Source organism: Agromyces sp. NPDC004153, from assembly GCF_053603635.1.
In genome coordinates this window covers 906,405-926,431 of the sequence record NZ_JBSGFY010000001.1, presented here as the reverse complement: position 1 = coordinate 926,431, position 20,027 = coordinate 906,405, and the positions used below count along the sequence as shown (strand labels likewise).

18 protein-coding genes are annotated in these 20,027 nt (G+C 71.0%); 11 read left to right on the top strand and 7 right to left on the bottom strand.

All coding sequences use genetic code 11. The features are described 5' to 3' along the window. The first annotated feature begins 106 nt into the window (after nucleotides 1-106). Nucleotides 107-601, top strand: coding sequence for a bifunctional nuclease family protein (locus tag ACWEOH_RS04380; RefSeq protein WP_452028584.1), 495 nt, complete (start codon nucleotides 107-109; stop codon nucleotides 599-601). Nucleotides 602-851: 250 nt separating this feature from the next. On the opposite strand, the gene ACWEOH_RS04375 is transcribed toward ACWEOH_RS04380, so the two are convergent. After that, complete coding sequence (locus ACWEOH_RS04375) at nucleotides 852-2,594, bottom strand: alpha-keto acid decarboxylase family protein (protein ID WP_452028582.1); 1,743 nt, start codon at nucleotides 2,592-2,594, stop codon at nucleotides 852-854. A gap of 120 nt (nucleotides 2,595-2,714) precedes the next feature. Here ACWEOH_RS04375 and ACWEOH_RS04370 point away from each other — a divergent pair, with 120 nt between their 5' ends. Beyond that, nucleotides 2,715-3,659: an NADP-dependent oxidoreductase gene (locus ACWEOH_RS04370; RefSeq protein ID WP_452028580.1), complete on the top strand. Its 945-nt coding sequence runs from the start codon at nucleotides 2,715-2,717 to the stop codon at nucleotides 3,657-3,659. An 80-nt stretch (nucleotides 3,660-3,739) separates the two neighbouring features. Here the strand turns inward: ACWEOH_RS04370 and ACWEOH_RS04365 are convergent, their stop codons facing one another. Next, the gene (locus tag ACWEOH_RS04365; RefSeq protein WP_452028578.1) at nucleotides 3,740-4,768 is read right to left on the bottom strand and encodes a LacI family DNA-binding transcriptional regulator; all 1,029 of its coding nucleotides are present in this window, start codon (nucleotides 4,766-4,768) and stop codon (nucleotides 3,740-3,742) included. Between the two features lie 168 nt (nucleotides 4,769-4,936). On the opposite strand from ACWEOH_RS04365, the gene ACWEOH_RS04360 reads away from it, so the two are divergent. The 5 genes from ACWEOH_RS04360 (at nucleotide 4,937) to ACWEOH_RS04340 (ending at nucleotide 10,562) form a co-directional block, all read left to right on the top strand. Further along, on the top strand, nucleotides 4,937-6,427 hold the full coding sequence (locus ACWEOH_RS04360; RefSeq protein ID WP_452031844.1) for a sugar ABC transporter ATP-binding protein: 1,491 nt from the start codon (nucleotides 4,937-4,939) through the stop codon (nucleotides 6,425-6,427). Then, nucleotides 6,424-7,446, top strand: coding sequence for an ABC transporter permease (locus tag ACWEOH_RS04355; RefSeq protein WP_452028576.1), 1,023 nt, complete (start codon nucleotides 6,424-6,426; stop codon nucleotides 7,444-7,446). Before ACWEOH_RS04360 ends, ACWEOH_RS04355 begins: the two co-directional genes overlap by 4 nt. After that, nucleotides 7,443-8,498, top strand: a complete 1,056-nt coding sequence (locus ACWEOH_RS04350) for an ABC transporter permease (RefSeq protein ID WP_452028574.1) — start codon at nucleotides 7,443-7,445, stop codon at nucleotides 8,496-8,498. Before ACWEOH_RS04355 ends, ACWEOH_RS04350 begins: the two co-directional genes overlap by 4 nt. 62 nt (nucleotides 8,499-8,560) lie before the next feature. Further along, the gene (gene rhaS, locus ACWEOH_RS04345; RefSeq protein ID WP_452028572.1) at nucleotides 8,561-9,598 is read left to right on the top strand and encodes a rhamnose ABC transporter substrate-binding protein; all 1,038 of its coding nucleotides are present in this window, start codon (nucleotides 8,561-8,563) and stop codon (nucleotides 9,596-9,598) included. Nucleotides 9,599-9,647: 49 nt separating this feature from the next. Continuing rightward, a complete protein-coding gene (locus ACWEOH_RS04340) occupies nucleotides 9,648-10,562 on the top strand; it encodes a hypothetical protein (RefSeq protein ID WP_452028571.1) in 915 nt (304 codons plus the stop codon). A gap of 72 nt (nucleotides 10,563-10,634) precedes the next feature. Here the strand turns inward: ACWEOH_RS04340 and ACWEOH_RS04335 are convergent, their stop codons facing one another. Then, nucleotides 10,635-11,954, bottom strand: coding sequence for an MFS transporter (locus tag ACWEOH_RS04335; RefSeq protein ID WP_452028569.1), 1,320 nt, complete (start codon nucleotides 11,952-11,954; stop codon nucleotides 10,635-10,637). 503 nt (nucleotides 11,955-12,457) lie between these two features. Here ACWEOH_RS04335 and ACWEOH_RS04330 point away from each other — a divergent pair. Together ACWEOH_RS04330 and ACWEOH_RS04325 are read left to right on the top strand one after the other, a co-directional pair. Further along, a complete protein-coding gene (locus ACWEOH_RS04330) occupies nucleotides 12,458-12,946 on the top strand; it encodes an N-acetyltransferase family protein (protein WP_452028567.1) in 489 nt (162 codons plus the stop codon). Between the two features lie 62 nt (nucleotides 12,947-13,008). Next, complete coding sequence (locus ACWEOH_RS04325) at nucleotides 13,009-13,482, top strand: NUDIX hydrolase (protein ID WP_452028566.1); 474 nt, start codon at nucleotides 13,009-13,011, stop codon at nucleotides 13,480-13,482. A gap of 55 nt (nucleotides 13,483-13,537) precedes the next feature. On the opposite strand, the gene ACWEOH_RS04320 is transcribed toward ACWEOH_RS04325, so the two are convergent. From ACWEOH_RS04320 to ACWEOH_RS04305, 4 genes are all read right to left on the bottom strand, one after another. After that, nucleotides 13,538-13,936: a DUF1801 domain-containing protein gene (locus ACWEOH_RS04320; protein ID WP_452028565.1), complete on the bottom strand. Its 399-nt coding sequence runs from the start codon at nucleotides 13,934-13,936 to the stop codon at nucleotides 13,538-13,540. A 7-nt stretch (nucleotides 13,937-13,943) separates the two neighbouring features. Beyond that, the gene (locus ACWEOH_RS04315) at nucleotides 13,944-14,519 is read right to left on the bottom strand and encodes a GNAT family N-acetyltransferase (protein WP_452028563.1); all 576 of its coding nucleotides are present in this window, start codon (nucleotides 14,517-14,519) and stop codon (nucleotides 13,944-13,946) included. Nucleotides 14,520-14,574: 55 nt separating this feature from the next. Continuing rightward, a complete protein-coding gene (locus ACWEOH_RS04310) occupies nucleotides 14,575-14,976 on the bottom strand; it encodes a cupin domain-containing protein (protein ID WP_452028562.1) in 402 nt (133 codons plus the stop codon). A 173-nt stretch (nucleotides 14,977-15,149) separates the two neighbouring features. Continuing rightward, nucleotides 15,150-16,214 carry a LacI family DNA-binding transcriptional regulator gene (locus ACWEOH_RS04305; RefSeq protein ID WP_452028560.1) on the bottom strand — a complete coding sequence of 355 codons (1,065 nt, stop codon included), beginning with the start codon at nucleotides 16,212-16,214 and terminating at the stop codon, nucleotides 15,150-15,152. A 193-nt stretch (nucleotides 16,215-16,407) separates the two neighbouring features. Between ACWEOH_RS04305 and ACWEOH_RS04300 the strand changes: the two genes are divergently transcribed. Both ACWEOH_RS04300 and ACWEOH_RS04295 read left to right on the top strand, forming a co-directional pair. Beyond that, a complete protein-coding gene (locus tag ACWEOH_RS04300; RefSeq protein ID WP_452028558.1) occupies nucleotides 16,408-18,513 on the top strand; it encodes a beta-galactosidase in 2,106 nt (701 codons plus the stop codon). A gap of 92 nt (nucleotides 18,514-18,605) precedes the next feature. After that, the gene (locus ACWEOH_RS04295; protein WP_238476205.1) at nucleotides 18,606-19,958 is read left to right on the top strand and encodes an ABC transporter substrate-binding protein; all 1,353 of its coding nucleotides are present in this window, start codon (nucleotides 18,606-18,608) and stop codon (nucleotides 19,956-19,958) included. Nucleotides 19,959-20,027: the final 69 nt, after the last annotated feature.

Genomic DNA, 20,027 nt, shown 5'->3' with positions numbered 1-20,027 from the left:
TCCGTTCGTCCCCACCGCGACCGCCGTCCGGTCGTCCCCTCCGCGACCCGGCCACCCGACGTACGATGGCAGTGTCACGCCCCGGGCATCGAGGGGAGGGGCACACATGGTCCAGGTCCGCGTCCTCGGCGTCGCGCTGGATGCCGCGCGCCAGCACATCGTGCTGCTGAAGCCGCTGCTCGAGGACCCGAACGCGCGCCGGGTGCTGCCGATCTGGATCGGCTCCCAGGAGGCGACCTCGATCCTGCTCGCGCTCGAGGGCGAGCAGGCGCCCCGGCCGCTGACGCACGACCTCATGACGACGTTCCTCGAGACGCTCGGCGCCCGGATCGAGCGCGTCGACGTGACCCGCATCGAGGACGGCACGTTCTACGCCGAGATCACGCTCGCGACGCCCTCGGGCAGCCTCGTGCTCGACGCGCGTCCGTCGGATGCCATCGCGCTGACGCTGCGGAGCGAGGCGCCGCTCTACGTGGCCGAGCGCGTGCTCGAGGAGGCGGGGATCCCTGCGGAGCTGGCCGATCCGCGCACCGACGACGCCAAGGTCGACGAGTTCAAGCGGTTCCTCGACGACGTCGACCCCGAGGACTTCCAGGGCTGAGCCCACAGGGCTGGTCCCGCGACGTGGCGTCCACGCCGGCGATCCCGCGGCGCGCGCGACAGCGCGACGTAGAAGAAGAGCAGGAGGCCGGCGATCGCGGCCAGGCCGACTCCCGTCATCACGTCGAACAGCAGGTCCACGTCGACCCTCCCTCACGTGCCGGCGCGTCCTCGCCGGTCCGGGAAGGCTAGGCGATCGGGGTGCACGAGAGCAGGGACTTGACACGAGGGCTCGCGATGGTCCATGGGACCTACGGTGCCCGGCGGTTCGCCGCTGCCGCCACCTTCCCGAGCGCTTCGAGGCTGGGCGGCACGTCGTCGCGGGGCACGACCGCCTGCACGAGCGTGAGGGCGTCGCGCGTGCGCGCCATCCCGAGCGCCTCGTCCAGCTCCTCGGCCGTGGCGGCGCGTACGCCGAATGCGGTGCCCGATCGGTCGAAGGCGGACACCAGGGCGGTCCAGTCCCACCGTGCGATGTCGTTGTAGGTCGCGGTGGGCCCGTGGATCACGCGCTCGATGGTGTAGCCGTCGTTGTCGACGACGAGCACGATCGCCGGGATGCCGTGCCGCAGCAGCGTGCCGAGCTCGGCGATCGTGAGCTGGGCGGCGCCGTCGCCGATGAGCAGCACGGGGCGCAGGTCGGGGCTCGCGAGCGCGGCGCCGAGCAGCGCGGGCAGCGTGAAGCCGATCGCCGCCCAGAGCGGCTGGCCGACGAACGTGACGCCGTGCGGGAGCCGGTGGCTCGCCATGCCGTAGTACGCGGTGCCCACGTCGCAGAGCACGAGGTCGCCGGGCTCGATCCACGCCGCGACCTGCTGCCACAGCCGTTCCTGGTCGAGCGGTGCGGATGCCGCGGCCGGGCGCTCGTGGCCGACTGCTGCGGCTGCGGCGGCGGGCTCGCGGGCGTCGGCGTCGATCGCGGCATCCGTCGCCGTGGTGGCCGAGTCGGCTTCGGCCTCGGCCGTCACGAGCTGGAGTGTGTCGGCGCACGCGAGCACGGCTTCGGTCACCGCGTCGAGGGCGTCGCCCATGGCGAGCGGCTCGAACGTCGTGTCGCCCAGGCGCGTGACCTCGCCGCGGATCTCGAGGGTGCGCTGCGGGTCGATCCGCTGGCTGAAGAAGCCGCTCGTGAGGTCGGTGAACTGCACGCCCGTCATGACGAGCAGGTCGGCGGACTCGATCCCGTCGCGTACGGCCGGGTCGCTGGCCTCGCCGAGGTAGGCGCCGAGGTACGCCGGCGCCGATTCGTCGACGACCCGGCGTCCCCAGAGCAGCGTGGCGTGCGGCACGCCCGCGTCGAGGAGCCGGTGCAGGTGGGCCTCGCAGTCGAGCCGGTGCACGAGGATGTCGGCCAGCACCGCCAGGCGAGGGGCGTGCGGCATCCGCTCGGCCAGCGTCCGGCGGAAGGCCTCGAGCGCGGCCGGATCGGTGACGGCCGGATGCGCCTCGAGCGGCGCGGACGGGGGAGCGACGGGGGTCTCCGCGACGTCGGCCGGCAGCATCAGGTAGCCGGGCAGCCGTCGGTCGCGCACCTCCACGAGCACGCGGTCGATCTGCGACGTGGCATCCGCCGCCGTGAGCACGGCCTGCGTCGCGGTGACCTCGGTGGCCATGCGCGCGAAATGGCCGAAGTCGCCGTCGCCGAGGGTGTGGTGGGTCGCCCTGCCGGCCGCCTGCACGGCCGTGGTCGGGGCGCCGACGACGTGCACGACCGGCACGTGCTCTGAGTAACTGCCCGCCACGGCGTTGACGGCCGAGAGCTCGCCCACGCCGAAGGTGGTGCTGAGCGCACCGAGACCGTGCATGCGGGCGTACCCGTCGGCCGCGTATCCGGCATTCAGCTCGTTCGCGCAGCCGACCCACTCGATGCGATCGTGCGCCTCGACGTGGTCGAGGAATCCGAGCGTGAAGTCGCCCGGCACGCCGAAGAGATGTCGCACGCCCTCCTCGGCGAGGCGATCGAGCAGGTAGTCGGCGACCGTGTACTCCCCCATCGGAGCAGCAAACCAGAGTGGCGGCGCGGCCGCCACCACCGCTCGCGCGACCACGTTCGCAACATTCGGCCGCACACGGCGGGATGCGCGAGGCTGGAGTGACCCGACCGAGAGGACACCATGGCCAGAGCAGTCGTCTACCGCGAGATCGGCGGACCCGAGGTGCTGCACCTCGAGGAGGTGCCCGACGCGGTGCCAGGGCCCGGCGAGGTCGTCGTCGCGGTGCGCGCCGCGGGCGTGAACCCGATCGACTGGAAGCTCCGCTCGGGCGTCCGCGGCAACGGCACGGGTGGTCGCGCGGTGCGTCCGGGGGCGGATGCCGCGGGCGTCGTCGAGGCGGTCGGTGCGGGCGTCGCCGGTGTGCACGTCGGCGACGAGGTCATCGTGCGCAGCGCGCGCGGTGCGTACGCGACGCAGGTCGTCGTTCCCGCGGAACGGCTGGTGCCCAAGCCCGCCGGACTCGGCTGGGCCGAGGCCGCGAGTATCGGCGTGCCCGTCGGCACGGCGTACCAGGCGATCCGCTCGCTCGGCGTGGGGCCGGGTGACACGCTGCTCCTGCACGCCGGCGCCGGCGGCGTCGGGCAGGCCGCGATCCAGTTCGCCGTCGCCGAGGGCGCCCGCGTCGTCGCCACCGCGAGCGAGCCGAACCACGACCGGCTGCGCGAGCTGGGCGCCGAGCCCGTGACGTACGGCGCGGGGCTCGTCGATCGCGTGCGGGCGGTCGCGCCCGAGGGCGTCACGGTCGCGCTCGACGCTGCAGGCACCGATGAGGCGCTCGACGCCTCCGTCGCGCTCGTCGCCGACCGGGACCGCATCGCGACGGTGGTGCGCGGTGCGGACGCGCCGAGGTGGGGCATCCACGCCTACGCGGGCGGCAGCGCCGTGCCGCTCACCGCCGAGCAGCAGCGGTGGCGCGACGAGGCGACGGCCCGCGTCGCGGATCTCGCCGCCGAGGGCCGGTTCGAGCTCGAGGTCAGCCGCACGTTCGGGCTCGACGAGGCCGCCGAGGCCCATCGGGTGAGCGAGGCCGGGAACGTGCGCGGCAAGCTCGTCATCCTCGTCTGAGCCGGCGCGACCGGCACGCGGCATCCGTCACCGCTCGCGAGCGTCGAGAGCGAGCGGATGCCCCGCGGCATCCGCCTGGCTCAGAGCGCGCGTCGCGGCGCGGGGTCGGTCGACCGGCGCACCACGAGCTCGGGCTGGAACACCGTCTGCCGGGGGATGTGCTCGGGGTCGGCGGTCTCCTCGAGGAGGATGCGCAGCGCGGTGCGGCCGATCATGCCGCTCGGCTGGCGCATCGACGAGAGCGGCACGGCGGCCGCGCCGGCGAACGCGATGTCGTCGAACCCGATGATCGCGATCTCGTCGGGCACCAGCATCCGCCCGCCGACGACGAGGGACTGCAGCAGGCCGAGCGCGATGAGGTCGTTCGCGGCGAAGAGGGCGTCGGGCCACTCGTGGCGCGGGCGGGAGACGATGCGGGCACCGGCGGCCGCGCCCTCGTCGACCGTCATGGCCGCCGTCGCGACGACCTCGAGCTCGACGTGCTCGCCGGCGTTCTCGGCCGCGACGCGAGCGCCGGCCAGCCGGTCGTTGACCTGGCGGATGTCGAACGGCCCGCCCACGAAGGCGATGCGTCGACGCCCGGTCTCGATGAGGTGCTCGACCGCCATGCGACCGCCGGCGACCGAGTCGACCGACACCGAGCTGAACCGGCTGCTGCCGCCGAACCGGTCGACGAGCACGGCCGCGATGCCGCGCGAGCGGAGCCGCTCGAGCCGGGGGAGGATGTCGCCGTACGGCGAGATGAGCACGCCGCGCACCTGCTGCTCCTCGAACAGGTCGAGGTAGAGCTTCTCGCGCGAGACGTCTTCATCGGTGTTGCCGTAGAGGATCGCGATGTTGTGCCGTGAGGCCTCGTCCTCCGCACCGCGCACGACGTCGTTGAAGAACGGGTTCTGGCCGTTGAGCACGACGAACCCCACGGTGGTCGAGACGCCGGCCCTGAGCTTGCGCGCCGCGTCGTTGCGCACGTAGCCGAGGGCCTCGATCGCACGGTTCACGCGCGCGATCGACTCCGCCGACACCTCGTCGGGGCGGTTCAGCACGTTGGAGACCGTGCCGACTGACACCCCGGCGTGCTGCGCCACATCGCGGATGCTGGCCGGTGGCATTCGTGCTCCTCGTCGTCGATGTTGCACCGATGTCCCGGGTGACTTGACCGATCACCCGTCCGTCCATAGAGTAGCCCTGAATCGGCCCTGAATCGATTCAGATTCATTTTCACCCTCGACGAGGAGGAACTCGTGCAGACGGACATCCCGCCGGCCGCGGCGCCCCCCATGCTGGAGCTCTCCCGGGTCGTCAAGTCGTTCGGCGCCGTCGTCGCACTGCGCTCCGGGAGCCTGCGCATGCAGCAGGGCTCCATCCATGCGCTCATCGGCGAGAACGGCGCCGGCAAGTCCACGCTGGTCAAGATCGTGGCCGGGCTGTACCGCCGCGACGCGGGCGAATTCCGCCTGAACGGCGAGGAGGTCGACTTCACGTCGACCGCCCAGTCGAAGTCCGCGGGCATCGCCGTGATCTACCAGGAGCCGACGCTGTTCCCCGACCTGTCGGTCACCGAGAACGTGTTCATGGGCCGCCAGCCTGTGGGCAGGTTCGGCCGTATCGACCGCAAGGCCATGCGCCGCGAGGTTGAGTCGCTGTTCCAGCGCCTCGGCGTGCGCATCGACCCCGACCGACCGGCCGAGGGCCTGTCGATCGCCGACCAGCAGGTCATCGAGATCGCCAAGGCCGTGTCGCTCGACGCGCGCGTGCTGATCATGGACGAGCCGACGGCGGCGCTGTCGGGCGTCGAGGTCGACCGGCTCTTCGCGATCGCGCGGAGCCTGCGCGACGAGGGCCGGGCGCTGCTGTTCATCTCCCACCGGTTCGACGAGGTGTTCGACCTGTGCGACACCGTCACGGTCATGCGCGACGGCTCGTACATCGCGACGACGCCCATCGCCGAGACGACCGTCGACGAGCTCGTGCGCCAGATGGTCGGCCGCGACGTGACCGACCTGTTCCCGAAGATCGAGGCCGAGATCGGCGAGCCGCTGCTCGAGGTCGAGGGCCTGTCGAGCGCGGGCGTGTTCCACGACATCTCCTTCACCGTGCGCGCCGGCGAGATCGTCGGCCTGGCGGGCCTCGTCGGCGCGGGCCGCAGCGAGGTCGCTCGTGCGGTGTTCGGCGTCGACGGCTACGACTCCGGCTCGGTCACGCTCGAGGGGCGTCCGGTGAAGAAGGGCGACCCGGCGCGGGCCATGCTGCAGGGCATCGCGCTGGTGCCCGAGGACCGCCGCAAGCAGGGACTCGTGCTCGAGTCATCCGTGGCCCGCAACATCACCCTCTCGATCCGCAACCAGCTCGCGAAGGCGGGCATCATCACGTCGGGCTTCGAGAACCGCGCCGCGAAGGTGTGGGCCAGCCGGCTCGAGGTGAAGACCAATGCGCTGTCGACCGTCGCCGCGACCCTGTCGGGTGGCAACCAGCAGAAGGTCGTGCTCGGCAAGTGGCTCGCGACCGAGCCGCGGGTGCTCATCGTCGACGAGCCGACCCGCGGCATCGACGTCGGCACCAAGGCCGAGGTGCACCGGCTGCTCTCCGAGCTCGCAGGCCGCGGCATCGGCATCCTCATGATCTCGTCGGAGCTGCCCGAGGTGCTCGGCATGGCCGACCGCGTGCTCGTCATGCGCGAGGGCCGCATCACCGCCGAGATCGACCGCGCCGACGCCACCAGCGAGAACGTGATGTTCGCCGCGACCCACGCGCAGGGAGCCCACTCGTGACCGCCACGATCGAGAAGTCCGACGTCACGAAGCGCCTGCGCGCCGTCGGCGCCGCCCGCGAGTTCGGCATCCTCATCGCGCTGCTGCTCGTGATCGTCGCCGCGACGATCGCGAACCCGAACTTCCTGTTCAGCACCGACGGATGGCGCGACCTGCTGCTGACCCCGTCGATCCTCGTGCTGCTCGCGGTGGGTCAGGCGATCGTCATCATCACGCGCAACGTCGACCTGTCGGTCGGCTCGGTGCTCGGCCTGTCGGCCTACCTGTGCGGCCGGCTGTTCATCGACCTCGAGGGCATCCCGATCGTCGCGGTGTTCGTCATCGTGATCATCTTCGGAGGGCTGCTCGGACTCGTGAACGGCGCGCTCGTCGCGTTCGCGAAAGTGCCCTCGCTCGTCATCACGCTGGGCACGCTCTACGCCTACCGCGGCATCAACGTGCTCTGGACCGGCGGCGACCGCATCAACGCGTCCGACCTGCCGCGCGACTTCCTCGCGCTCGGCACGGGGCAGATCCTGTTCATCCCGATCCTCACGATCATCGCCCTCGTCGTGCTCGCCGTCGCGGGCTGGCTCATGAAGAACACGCGCGGCGGGCGCGAGTTCTACGCGATCGGGTCCGACCCGGCGGCCGCGGAGCTGTACGGCCTGCGGGTCACCCGGCGCCTGCTCACCGCGTTCGTGCTCTCGGGGGCGCTCGCCGGACTCGGCGGCGTGCTCTACGCTGCGCGCTACGGCACGATCAGCTCGCAGGCCGGATCGGGCTGGGAGCTCGACGCGGTCGGCGCCGCGGTGATCGGCGGCGTCGCGATCTTCGGCGGCAGCGGGACCGTGTGGGGCGCCGCGATCGGCGCCGTGCTGCTGCTCACCATCAACCGCGCGCTTCCGATCCTCGGCATCCCCGACTTCTGGCAGCGCGCGGTCGTCGGCGCCCTCATCATCGGCGCCATCGTGCTCGACCGCGTCCTCGCGATCCGGCAGAAACGGAAGCTCCTCGAGGCCAGGGAGGAAGGCGAATGACCGCGACCACCACCACCGACGCGGCCGTGCGCACCTACCGCGACTACGACCGGCCCCTGTGGCAGCGCGTGCTGCTGACCCGCGAGATGGCGATCATCGGCCTGCTCGTGATCGCGTCCGTCGTTGCGGTCCTGAGCGTGCGCGGCTTCAGCCAGCCGATCACGCTCACCTTCCTGCTCCTCGACGTGATGCCGATCCTGCTCATCGCCCTGCCGATGACCCTCATCATCATCACGGGCGAGATCGACCTGTCGGTCGCGAGCATCGCGGGCCTCGCCAGCGTGCTGACGGGCGTGATGACCCAGGCCGGCGTGCCGTTCGAGATCGCCGCCGTGCTGGCGATCGTCGCCGGCGCGATCGGCGGCGCGATCAACGGCTTCCTCATCACCGTGGTCGGCCTGCCGTCGCTCGCGGTCACCATCGGTACGCTCGCGCTCTACCGCGGCCTCGCCGTGGGACTGCTCGGCACCACCGCGATCACCGACTTCCCCGACTTCTGGACCGATCTCGCCAAGGCCCGGGTAGGTGGTTCCAACATCCCGGTCGTGCTGTTCCTCTTCCTCGTGCTGCTCGTGGTGTTCGTGGTGCTGCTGCACTTCACGCCGTTCGGCCGCGGCATCTACGCCATCGGCCTCTCGAGCGAGGCGGCGCGGTTCTCGGGCGTGCGGGTGGAGCGGACGAAGCTCATCCTGTTCGTGCTCTCGGGCACCATCTCGGCGCTGGCGGGCATCTACTACACGCTCCGCTACGGCAGCGCGCGGGGCGACAACGCCACGGGCCTCGAGCTGCAGGTGATCGCCGCGGTGCTCCTGGGCGGCGTGTCGATCTTCGGCGGTCGTGGCGCGATCCACGGCGTGATCGCCGGCGTGCTCCTCATCGGGGTGCTCGCGAGCGCGCTGCGCCTCGCGAACGTCACCTCCGACGTCATCAACATCATCACCGGCGTGCTGCTCGTGCTCTCGGTGGTGACCTCCAGCTTCCTGGCCTGGCTGCGAAAGCGGCGGCGAGCACCAGGGGGAACACCGCGCGTCGAGGCCTCCACAGCAGGGTGACCGGGCTGCGCGACCGTCGAGGCGATCACCATCGCCCTCATCCGATGAAGGGAAGAACAACGATGTTTCACAACAAGCGGCGTGCGGGCGCACTGACGGCGCTCGCCGCGGCCGCGGCGCTGGTCCTGGCCGGCTGCGCGGTGGATTCGGGCACCGGTGGCACCGAGGGCGGCGGCGAGGGCGGCAGCGACAACCTGGCGATCACGTTCCTGCCGAAGAACCTGGGCAACCCGTACTTCGACACGTCGTCGGCGGGCGCCGAGGAGGCCATCGAGGAGTTCGGCGGCACGTTCGCCGAGGTCGGCCCGGCCGAGGCGACCCCGGATTCGCAGGTGTCGTACATCAACACGCTGACCCAGCAGGGCGTGGGCGCGATCGCGGTGTCCGCGAACGACCCCGAGGCGATCTGCGACGCGCTGAACGAGGCCCGCGACGCCGGCGTGAAGGTGGTCACGTTCGACTCGGACACGAACCCCGAGTGCCGTGACCTGTTCATCAACCAGGCCACCGCGGAGGGCATCGCGAAGGTGCAGATCGACCTCATCGCCGAGCAGATCGGCGACGCGGGCGAGATCGCGATCCTCTCGGCGTCGGCGAACGCGACGAACCAGAACGCGTGGATCGAGCTGATGAAGGAAGAACTCGCGAACCACCCGAACATCACCCTGGTGGACACCGTCTACGGCGACGACGACGACCAGACCTCCTTCGACAAGACCGCGGCGCTGCTGCAGACCCACCCGAACCTGAAGGGCATCATCTCGCCCACCACGGTCGGCATCGCGGCCGCGGCCCGGTACCTGTCGACCTCGGAGTACAAGGGCACGGTCGCGCTGACCGGCCTGGGCACCCCGAACCAGATGCGCGAGTACGTCGAGGACGGCACGGTCACCGCGTTCGCGCTGTGGAACCCGGCCGACCTGGGCTACCTCACCGCGTACGCGGCGAAGGCGCTGATCGAGGGCGAGATCACCGGTGAAGAGGGCGACTCGTTCGAGGCCGGCAAGCTCGGCGACTACGAGGTCGGCGCTGACGGGACCGTCCTGCTCGGCGACCCGTTCGTCTTCGACGCGGACAACATCGGCGACTTCGACTTCTAGGCCGACGTCGTCACGGCTCGGGTCCGGCCCGGCCATCAAGGAAGAGCGGATGCCTCGCACGGGGCATCCGCTCTTCCGTGTCTTCCGCGGATTCCGCGTCTTCCGCGTTCGGGCCGCCTCGGCCATGATCGTGGTGGGGGTGGGACGCATGGAGATCTGCTCGTACGACGATTCCGAGGCGATCGCCGAGGGCGTCGACGCGATCCGGGCCGGTGGGGTGGTCGGCACGCATTTCGGCACGGTGTTCGGGCTCCTGGTCGACGGGAGCCACGCGGGCGTGGCCGACGAGATCATGGCGATCAAGGGCGCGGCACGCGGGCACAAGCCGCTCGCCGTCGGCACCCGGCCCGGGAGGGCCCTCGAACTCATCGACGTCGCTTCCGTGCCGCCCGACGTGCGCCGCCTCGCCGAGGAGCCGTGGTTCGCCGACCGACTGGCGGGAATGGTCGCCGTGCGCGCCCCGGCCTCGCCGCAGATCGGCATCCCCGAGCACCTCGTCTCCGAGGTGGACGGACGCCGCTGGGTGCAGGTCTTCGACCCGCTGCGGATGCCCGGGGCATCCGAGCTCATCGCGGCGATGTGGAGCGCGGGCGTCGACTGGGTCGCAGGCACGTCGATGAACGAGAGCGGTCAGCCCGAGATCGTCGACCTCGAGGACGCCGTGGACTTCGCCGAGCGGCACTCGCTGCCGATCCTGTTCCAGCCGGAGGTCCTGCACGAGGCATCCGGATCGCTGCCGATCCTCGAGCTGCACCCCGACGAGGGGCTGCGGCTCGACCGGCACGGCATCATCGCGCACGCGGACCTCGAGACCGCGATCGGCGAGTCGATCGACGCGTCGCAGGCGACCCCGGCGCACTTCCCCCCGATGGTGGTGCCGCCGGGACTCCTCGACGGGCTCGATCCCGCCGATGCGATGGCCGAGCTGCTGCGGCTGCTGTACCCGCTGTACCGCACGGCCTGACAGCGCCCGACCGGACATGCGAAGAGCGGATGCCCCGCAGGGGAGGCATCCGCTCTTCGGTCTGTCGACGACCTACGCGTGCAGATCGACGCCCTTCGGCTCCTTCACCAGCGAGACGCCGATGAGCGAGACGACCGCGGCGATCGCGATGTAGACGCCGATCGTCCAGGACTGGCCGGTCGCGCCCATGAGGGCCTCGGCGATCATCGGGGCGAACGCGCCGCCGAGGATCGCGCCGAGCGCGTAGCCGATCGAGACGCCCGAGTAGCGCACGTTGGCCGGGAACATCTCGGCGTAGAGCGACGCCTGCGGGCCGTACGAGAGGCCGAGGCCGAACGTCATCACGAACAGGGCGACGAAGTACCAGACGATGTTCCCGGTGTCGATGAGGAACCACATCGGCACGGCCCACAGGGCGAGGAACCCGTAGCCGATCTGGAACGTGCGCACCCGGCCGAGGCGGTCGGAGATCGCGCCGCCCCACAGGGTGAAGATGAGCCAGCCGAACGACGCGAGGGCGGTGGCCAGCAGCACCGTGGGCCGGTCCATCTCGAGCACCGAGACCGCGTAGGTCGCGAAGAACGCGATCAGCAGGTAGCCCGCCGCGTTGTTGCCGATGAAGATGATGGCCGTGAGGACGACGTTCTTCGTGTTGTGGCGGAAGAGCTGGCCGAGCGGGGCCGACGACTCCTTGCGGCGGCGCAGGAGGTCCTCGAAGATCGGGCTCTCTTCGACCGCACGGCGGATCACGTAGCCGACGACGATGAGCACGATGGAGAGCAGGAACGGGATGCGCCAACCCCACTCCATGAACGCCTCGGGCGACATGGACGAGGTGAGGATGAACAGCGTCGAGGTCGCGAGGATCATGCCGACCGGCACGCCGATCTGCGGGAACGCGCCGAAGAAGCCGCGCTTCTGGTCGGGCGCGTGCTCGACGGCCATGAGCGCCGCGCCGCCCCACTCGCCGCCTGCCGAGAAGCCCTGCAGGATGCGGAGCAGGATCAGCAGGATCGGTGCGGCGATGCCGATCGCGGCATACGTCGGCAGGAAGCCGATGAGCGCGGTCGAGATGCCCATCATGACGAGTGTGAAGACCAGCATCTTCTTGCGGCCGAGCTTGTCGCCGAGGTAGCCGGCGACGACGGCGCCGAGCGGGCGGAAGAGGAACGAGATGCCGATCGTGGCGAACGACAGCACCTGCGCGAGGCCGGGGTTGGACTCGGCGACCGGGGCGAGGAAGAGCGGGGCGAGCACGAGGCCGGCGGCCTGTGCGTAGATGAAGAAGTCGTACCACTCGATGGACGTTCCCACGAGCGTGCCGGCGAGGACCTTGCGTTCCTCGCGGGTGACGCTCCCGGCGCGTTCCTGTTCCTGGACAGATGTCGACATTGCGAACTCCGTTGTTCTGATGCTTGCGGGTAGGGGACCGGCACTGGGGTGGTGCGCCGCAATTCCTGACCGATCGTTCGGTCAGGTGTTCGACGATAGCGCATGGATGACGCATTCCGGAAGTGCGGCGCGACGAACGGCCGCGTCCATGCGGTGAACGGTCGAGGCGACGGATGCCGCGGGGTCATCCGTGATCGAACCGGCGCGGATGCAGGGTCCGCATTCGCGAGCACTGTGCAACTCAGCCGGATCGAATTGGCGAGTGGGCGATCTTGGCGGGGTGCGCGCGGTCTGGGTCGCCAAGATCGCCCAGTCGCGGCATCCGGATGCTCAGGATCGCCCAGTCGCGGCATCCGGATGCACAGGATCGCCCAGTCGCGGCATACGGATGCTGCGGCGTCGCCGAACCGGCGCACATGCAGGGTCGCGATCGCCGGAACTGTGGATCTTCGACGGATCGATCGCGGCAAGGGCGTCCTGGGCCGCGACCGTAGGCTCGGGACGTGCCCCTCGCGACGATCGCCCTCGGCGACTCCACCTTCACCCTGCGCCGCGCTCGCCGCGACGACCTCGCCGTGCTCGTCGCGCTCATCGCGTCCGACGCGCTGCGCGCGAACGACGACAGCGCGGCGCCCGAGCACCTCGCGCGGTACGAGCGCGCGTTCGCCGCGATCGACGCGGACCCGGCGCAGACGCTCGTGGCGGTCGAGGCATCCGACGGCTCGGTGGTCGGCACCATGCAGCTCACGCTGATCCCCGGCCTGTCGCGCGGTGGCGCGAGCCGCATGCAGGTCGAGGCGGTGCGCATCGCGGATCGGCTGCGTGGGCTCGGCCTCGGCAGCGCGATGATCCGGTGGGCGATCGACGATGCCCGGGCACGCGGCGCCGCGCTCGTGCAGCTCACGTCCGACGCGCGGCGCACCGACGCCCGCCGCTTCTACGAGCGCCTCGGCTTCGCGGCGTCGCACGTGGGGTTCAAGCTGTTCCTCTGACCCGTCGGCCGCGAGACACGGATGCTCCGAAACATCCGCTCGCCGTCGCCTAGGGTCGAGGCATGCCCACGCCCGATTTCGTGCTCGAACTGCGCCGCCACGTCGGCACCCTCCCGCTCTCGCTCGTGGGCGTGACCGCGGTGATCCTGCGCGGCGACGAGGTGCTGCTCGGCCGGCGCTCCGACAACGGGGCCGTGACGCCCGTCACCGGCATCGTCGATCCGGGCGAGGAGCCGGCGGATGCCGCGCGGCGCGAGGCGCTCGAGGAGGCGGGCGTGCGCATCCGCGTCGACCACCTCGCGTGGGTGCACCAGATCCCGCGGATCACCTACGAGAACGGCGACCAGGCCGACCACCTCGACCTGACGTTCCAGTGCACGTGGCTCGAGGGTGAGCCGTTCCCCGCCGACGGCGAGATGACGGAGGTCGGCTGGCATCCGCTCGGCAACCTGCCCGCGATGAGCGAGGAGCAGCGGCGGCGCATCGCGGCAGCGGTCGACGGGCGGGGCGCCGCGCGCTTCGAGGGCGGCGACTGAGGGCGGCGCGCGCCCTCAGGGCGTCGGGGTTCGCGTCGGGTCGGGGGCAGCGACGTCAGGCGCCGGGGTCGAAGGCGAGCCACGCGCGTATGACCTCGACGGTCGCTGCACGGGCCGCGGTGTCGTCGGCGGCCGGCGCCGTGAGGCTCGCCCGGATGTCGGAGTGCCACGTGAGCAGCCCGTCGGGATCGCCGTCGAACGCGGAGCCGTCGCCGGCCTGCTCGGCGCGCGCCGTGCCGAAGTGCAGGATCAGGCGCACCGGACCGCGCCCGGCCGCGTTCACGGTGAGCCGGTCGACGGCGTCGAGCACGTAGTTCGGCGAGTTCCACTTCACCGTCTCGACGAGCCGTGGGTCGGCCTCGCGCACGAGCGACCGCAGCTCGTCGACTTGGGTGCGGCGCGCGGGATCCTGCGCGGCGAGGAACTCGTCGACGGTGCGGAATCGATCGGCCATGCGCGCGTCAGCCCAGCTCGAGCCGCATGAGCACGCGCGGGAAGCCTTTGAGCACCGAGTCGGTGTCGGCCGCCTTCGTGAAGCCCGCGGCCTCGAACAGTCGGCGCGTGCCCACGTAGGCCATGGTGAGGTCGACCTTCTCGCCGTGGTTGTCGACGGGGTAGCCCTCGATCGCCGGGGCGCCGTGCTCGCGCGCGAACCGCACCGCCCCCTCGAGCAGGTGGTGGGAGATGCCCTCGCCGCGGTGCCCCGGGCGGACTCGGATGCACCACACCGACCAGACGTCGAGGTCGTCGACGTGCGGGATCTTGCGATTCGTGGCGAAGCTCGTGTCGGCGCGCGGATGCACGCCCGCCCAGCCGACGACCTCGTCGCCGTCGTAGGCGAGCACGCCGGGCGGCGGATCCTGTCGCACCAGCTGCTTCACGCGCTCGCCGCGATCAGGACCCTTCAGCGACAGGTTCTCCTTCGACGACGTGAGTCGATAGCTCAGGCACCAGCACACGTTGGCGTCGGGCCGCTTGGGCCCGACCACCGCACGCACGTCGACGAACCTCGTCGCCGGCCGCACCTCGATCCCCATACCGCCACCCTGCCAGCGGCCGCCGACACCGGCAACGGCGTGGACGACCGCCGCCCTACGCTTCGGCCCAGGTCTGCACGATGACATCGGACGCGTGGATGCAGAGCACCCGGAGCGGCCCGGTGCCGGCGTTCTTGAACCCGTGCCACACGCCCGCGGGCACCGTCGAGGTGTCGCCCGCGTTCGCGATGAGCTCGTGGTCGCCGATGGTGATGCGCGCGGTGCCCTCGATGACGACCCAGGTCTCGGCGTAGGGGTGCCAGTGCAGGCCGGGGCCCTCGCCGGGGTCGTTGTCGACGTAGAAGTACGAGATCCCCGCGCCGTGGTCGCGGCCGACGAACCGGCGCGTACGGCCCGTGCCGATGCGCAGCGCGTCGGCCGGCACGATGGCGGGGTCGCTGGGCGGCGTCATCGTCGGCGCCATGGTGATCTCGGTGTCGTAGTTCGCGCTGGCCATCGGATGCCTCGTTTCGATCGGATGCCGGAGCCTCCCACTGTTCCGGATCCCTGATCGCCTGTCGAGTCAACCCCCTCGCCGCGCCGTCGAACGATGCCTAGAGTCCCGGAAAGTCCTCCCCGTGCCCGCGGATGCCCCCGTCGCATTCCCCCCTCGCGACCGGGGTATCCGTGTCAGCCGCTCATGCCGCCGACGAGCCGGGGCGCCGGCCCCGACGACCTGCGCACCACGAGCTGGGGCGGCGGCACGTCGATCGGGCGCACATCGGTGCCCTCGATCTGCGCGAGGAGGGTCAGCAGCGTCTGGCGACCCCGGCTGTCGAAGTCGATCCGCACGGTCGTGAGCGGCGGGTCGTAGTACGCGGCCTCGGGGATGTCGTCGATGCCGACCACGCTCACGTCGTCGGGCACGCGGAGCCCGCGCTCCTTGAGCGCGAGCATCGCGCCGAGCGCCATCTGGTCGTTGGCGGCGAGGATGGCCGTCGCGTCGAGGTCGGCGCGGGAGCGTACCGCCTCGTAGCCCGACCGGGCCGACCAGTCGCCGGCGAGGATGCCCGCCGAGGCCAGCCCGGCGTGCTCGATGCCCGCCTCGTAGGCGAGGATGCGGTTGCGGCTCGCCGTCCAGTTGCGGGGGCCGGCGATGTGGAGCAGCGTGCGGTGTCCGAGGCCGGCGAGGTGGTCGATCAGGGCGGGGATGCCCACCCCGTTGCGGTCGGTCGGATGCCCCGTGATCGCGTCGTCGGGCTCGGTGTGGATGAACGCCGGCACACGGAACTCCGTCGTCTCGAACGCTCGCGTCATCTCGTCGGTGTTCGAGAGGGCCAGGACACCCGCGAGGTCGTGCTGCGTGAGCATCTCGACGGACTCCTCGATCGCCCGCGGGTTGCGCACGTCGAGCGAGATGAAGTCGAGCACGTACCCGGCCTCGCGTGCGGCGGCGCTCGCGCCTTCGGCCACGCGGCTCGGCCCCACCTGCGAGAGGTCGTGCGTGAGGGCGCCGATGCGGTGCGAGCGGCCGGACTTCAGGCTTCGAGCCGTCAGGTTGGGACGATAGCCGAGCTCGTCGAGCGCGCGCTCGACCCGCTTCCGGGTCTCGGGGCGGATGCCCTCGAAGCCCTTGAGGAAGCGGCTCACCGTCTGGTGGGAGACGCCGGCCGCCTGCGCGACGTCGTAGATCGTCGCCGGCTTCTGCTGCGGCGCACCCGGCGATCGCTCCATCGCGGTCGTGCTCTCGCTCATCCCCCCGATCCTCCCCGAATCACGTGCGGCACCACGACACCCGGAACGAGGGCCATTCGTCACGATGCCGAAATGTTGCTTGACAAGACGATGTTATCGGCAACATTCTGGATTTCGTCAGATGTTGTCGAAAACATCCTGACTTCGCAGACACCGGGGTCACCCGGCTCGCCGACAACGGAGTACGCAGCAGATGCCTTCCCCCCAGCCCGCACCGTTCCCGAGCGGCATCCTCTTCGGAGCCGCCTACTACGCCGAGTACCACCGCGACGAGCGCACCGAGGCCGACCTCGACCTCATGCAGGAGGCGGGCTTCACGGTGATCCGCGTGGGGGAGTCGGTGTGGTCGACGTGGGAGCCGCGCGACGGGGAATTCGACCTCGACTGGCTGGAGCCGGTGCTCGACGGCGCGCACGAGCGGGGGATCTCGGTCATCCTCGGCACGCCGACGTACGCGGTGCCGCCGTGGCTGCAGACGGCCTATCCCGAGATCGCCGGCGAGGTCCGCACCGGGGAGCCGATGCCGTGGGGCGCTCGCCAGGAGGTGGACTACTCGCACCCGGCCTTCCGGTTCCACGCCGAGCGCGTGATCCGCGCCGTCGTCGCCCGCTACGCCGAACATCCGGCCGTGATCGGCTTCCAGGTCGACAACGAGCCGGGCATGCTGCTCTTCCACAACCGCGGCAGCTTCCGGCGCTTCGTGCGCCGCTTGATGGCGCAGTACGGCGACGTCGAGACGCTGAACCGCGAGTGGGGCCTCACCTACTGGTCGCACCGCCTGTCGGACTGGTCCGACCTGTGGACGCCCGACGGCAACACGCTGCCGCAGTACGACCTCGCGTGGCGCCGCTACCAGGCCGACCTCACGACCGAGTTCATCGCCTGGCAGGCCGAGCTCGTGCGCGAGTACGCCCGGCCGGGGCAGTTCGTCACGACGTGCATCGCCTACCCGCGCCCGGCCCTCGCCGACGAGCAGCTCGTCGAGGCGCTCGACGTGACCGCCGGCAACCCGTACTACGCGATGCAGGACCACCTCGACGCCACCCTCGACCTCGAGCCGGTCACGCCGTGGACCACCTCGGGTGTCGCGGCGCTGCTCCGCCAGGCAGACCGCATGTACTCCTCCAAGCAGTCCCGGTTCCTCGTGACCGAGACCGACGCGCAGTCGATCGGCGGCTCCGAGTTCAACCTCCCCCCGTACCCGGGCCAGCTCAGGCAGGCGGCGTTCGCGTTCATCTCGCGCGGCGCCGCCATGATCGAGTACTGGCACTGGCACACCCTGCCCTACGGCACCGAGACGTACTGGGGCGGCGTCCTGCCGCACAGCCTGGAGCCCGGTCGCGTCTACCACGAGCTGGCCGGCGTGGGCGCCGACCTCGGCGCCATCGGCGATGCCCTCGACGGGTACGAGCCCGACGCCGACGTCGCGATCCTGTGGTCGAACGACAGCCGGTTCGCGCTCGAGTTCTTCCCGCCGCTCGCGACGGCCGACGGCACGCCCGACCGCACGGCGTACCAGCGCATCGTCGACGCGTTCCACCGGGGCGTCGTCGACGCGGGCGCGCAGTCCCGCATCGTGCACGTGGCGCAGGCGCACGACCTCGGCGCCGCGGAGCTCGCGAGCCGGTTCCCGGTGCTCATCGCTCCGGCGCTGTACGCGGCATCCGACGCCGACCTCGACCTGCTCCGCGACTACGCGGCCGCCGGCGGGCACCTCGTCGTCGGCATCCGCACGGGCTACGGCGACGAGGAGGCCCGGGCACGGGTCGAGGTCGCCCCCGCGCGACTCGCCGACGCCGCCGGCGTGCACTACGACGAATTCTCGAACCTGCGCCACGACCTCGCGGTGGCCGCGACCGCGCCGTTCGAGGCATCCGGTGGCGCCGCCGCCCGCCTCTGGGCCGATGGGCTCATCGTCGACGGCGCGGACGTGCTCGCACGCTACGAGCACCCGCGCTTCGGAGACTTCCCCGCGATCACGACGAACGCGCACGGCTCGGGCCGCATCACCGTCGTCGGCACCGTGCCGTCGCCCGAGCTCGCCGCCGACCTCGTGCGCTGGGCCGTGCCGTCGCCCATCGCCGACGAGCTCGCCGCCGATCGCGCACTGCCGGTCACCGTGGCATCCGGCTCGCTGCCCGACGGCCGCCGCGCCTGGTTCGTCTTCAACTGGAGCTGGGCCGAGACGGCCATCACCCTCGACCGCGACGTCACCGACGCGGTCTCCGCCGCCGCGCACGCGGCCGGCACGGAACTCCCCCTCGCTGCATGGTCGACGCTGACCCTCATCGACGGGTGAGGCGACCGGCGACGCCGGTCACCACCTAACCGAATACCGAACAGACACGCACTACCGATACAGGCAAGCACCACCAGAGGAAGAAGAAGGACATGAGGAAGACACCAAGAGCAGCACTGGCGCTGGGCGCCGGCGCATTCGTCACGGCACTGGTCCTCTCCGGCTGCACTCCGGGCGGCGGGAACGACGGCGGCCAGACCGAGCCGATCACCGACGAGCAGCGCGAGGAGGCGCTCAACACGCCCACCGAGCTCACCTTCTGGACCTGGGTCCCCGACATCGAGAACGAGGTGAAGCTCTTCGAGGAGCAGTACCCCGCGATCGACGTCAAGGTCGAGAACGTCGGCCAGGGCCTGCCGCACTACCAGAAGCTCCGCAGCGCCATCGAGGCGGGCGAGGGCGCACCGGATGTCGCGCAGATCGAGTACCAGTACATCCCGTCGTTCGTGCTCCCCGAGTCCCTGCTCGACCTGACGCCCTACGGCGGCGACGACCTCTCGGGCGACTTCGTCGACTGGGCCTGGAACCAGGTCTCGCCCGACGAGGAGGTGTGGGCGGTGCCACAGGACGTCGGCCCCATGGGCAACCTCTATCGCGAGGACCTGCTCGCGGCGGCCGGCATCACCGAGCCGCCCGCCACCTGGGACGACTACGCGACGGCCGCGAAGGCGGTGAAGGATGCCACGGGGTCCTACATCTCCAACGTCGGCGCTACCCAGGCCGGCCAGATGATCGGCTTCTTCTGGCAGCGCGGGGTCAAGCCGTTCGGGTACGACGGCCAGGAGACCGTGCGGATCGCCGTCAACAGCGACGAGGCCAAGGAGGTCGCGACCTACTGGACCGACCTGATCCAGCAGGACCTCATCTCGACCGACGTCGACTTCAACGACCAGTGGTACCAGGGCCTCGCGAACGGCAAGTACGCCGGGTGGCTCACCGCGGCCTGGGGGCCGATCTTCCTCCAGGGCACGGCCGAGACCACTTCGGGCCTGTGGCGCGCGGCGCCGCTGCCGCAGTGGGATGCCGGTGAGGAGGTCTCGGGCAACTGGGGCGGCTCGTCCGACGCGGTGCTCGCCTCGAGCGAGAACCCGATCGCGGCCTACGAGCTCGCGAAGTTCATCAACACCGACCAGGCGTCCGCGATGATGCTGGCGACGGAGCAGTTCCTGTTCCCTCCGCAGGTCTCGGTGCTCGAGGACCCGACGTTCGCCGACCAGGAGTCGGAGTTCTACGGCGGCCAGCAGGTGAACAAGCTGTTCGCCGAGATCTCGACGACCGTGGACACCGACTTCCAGTGGCTGCCGTTCATGGACTACGTGTACTCCAGCTACGAGGAGACGATGGGCACGGTGATCGCCGACAAGGGCGACATCGCGGCCGCCCTCGACACGTGGCAGGACCAGCTCGTGAAGTACGCGGAGGACCAGGGCTTCACCGTCGAGTGAGCCCGCGGGGCGTCCGCCGCACGGCAACGGCGGACGCCCCGTCACCTTCCCCCGTCCACCATCAAGAGT

Bases quoted from the DNA above. Each gene is read 5' to 3' on its own strand.
- ACWEOH_RS04360 (WP_452031844.1), top strand. From the start codon at position 4,937: ATGCTGGAGCTCTCCCGGGTCGTCAAGTCGTTCGGCGCCGTCGTCGCA.
- ACWEOH_RS04380 (WP_452028584.1), top strand. From the start codon at position 107: ATGGTCCAGGTCCGCGTCCTCGGCGTCGCGCTGGATGCCGCGCGCCAG.
- ACWEOH_RS04320 (WP_452028565.1), bottom strand. From the start codon at position 13,936: ATGGCCGATCGATTCCGCACCGTCGACGAGTTCCTCGCCGCGCAGGAT.
- ACWEOH_RS04340 (WP_452028571.1), top strand. From the start codon at position 9,648: ATGCCTCGCACGGGGCATCCGCTCTTCCGTGTCTTCCGCGGATTCCGC.
- ACWEOH_RS04350 (WP_452028574.1), top strand. From the start codon at position 7,443: ATGACCGCGACCACCACCACCGACGCGGCCGTGCGCACCTACCGCGAC.
- ACWEOH_RS04310 (WP_452028562.1), bottom strand. From the start codon at position 14,976: ATGGCCAGCGCGAACTACGACACCGAGATCACCATGGCGCCGACGATG.
- ACWEOH_RS04365 (WP_452028578.1), bottom strand. From the start codon at position 4,768: ATGCCACCGGCCAGCATCCGCGATGTGGCGCAGCACGCCGGGGTGTCA.
- ACWEOH_RS04300 (WP_452028558.1), top strand. From the start codon at position 16,408: ATGCCTTCCCCCCAGCCCGCACCGTTCCCGAGCGGCATCCTCTTCGGA.
- ACWEOH_RS04295 (WP_238476205.1), top strand. From the start codon at position 18,606: ATGAGGAAGACACCAAGAGCAGCACTGGCGCTGGGCGCCGGCGCATTC.
- ACWEOH_RS04315 (WP_452028563.1), bottom strand. From the start codon at position 14,519: ATGGGGATCGAGGTGCGGCCGGCGACGAGGTTCGTCGACGTGCGTGCG.
- ACWEOH_RS04335 (WP_452028569.1), bottom strand. From the start codon at position 11,954: ATGTCGACATCTGTCCAGGAACAGGAACGCGCCGGGAGCGTCACCCGC.
- ACWEOH_RS04325 (WP_452028566.1), top strand. From the start codon at position 13,009: ATGCCCACGCCCGATTTCGTGCTCGAACTGCGCCGCCACGTCGGCACC.
- rhaS (WP_452028572.1), top strand. From the start codon at position 8,561: ATGTTTCACAACAAGCGGCGTGCGGGCGCACTGACGGCGCTCGCCGCG.
- ACWEOH_RS04370 (WP_452028580.1), top strand. From the start codon at position 2,715: ATGGCCAGAGCAGTCGTCTACCGCGAGATCGGCGGACCCGAGGTGCTG.
- ACWEOH_RS04375 (WP_452028582.1), bottom strand. From the start codon at position 2,594: ATGGGGGAGTACACGGTCGCCGACTACCTGCTCGATCGCCTCGCCGAG.
- ACWEOH_RS04305 (WP_452028560.1), bottom strand. From the start codon at position 16,214: ATGAGCGAGAGCACGACCGCGATGGAGCGATCGCCGGGTGCGCCGCAG.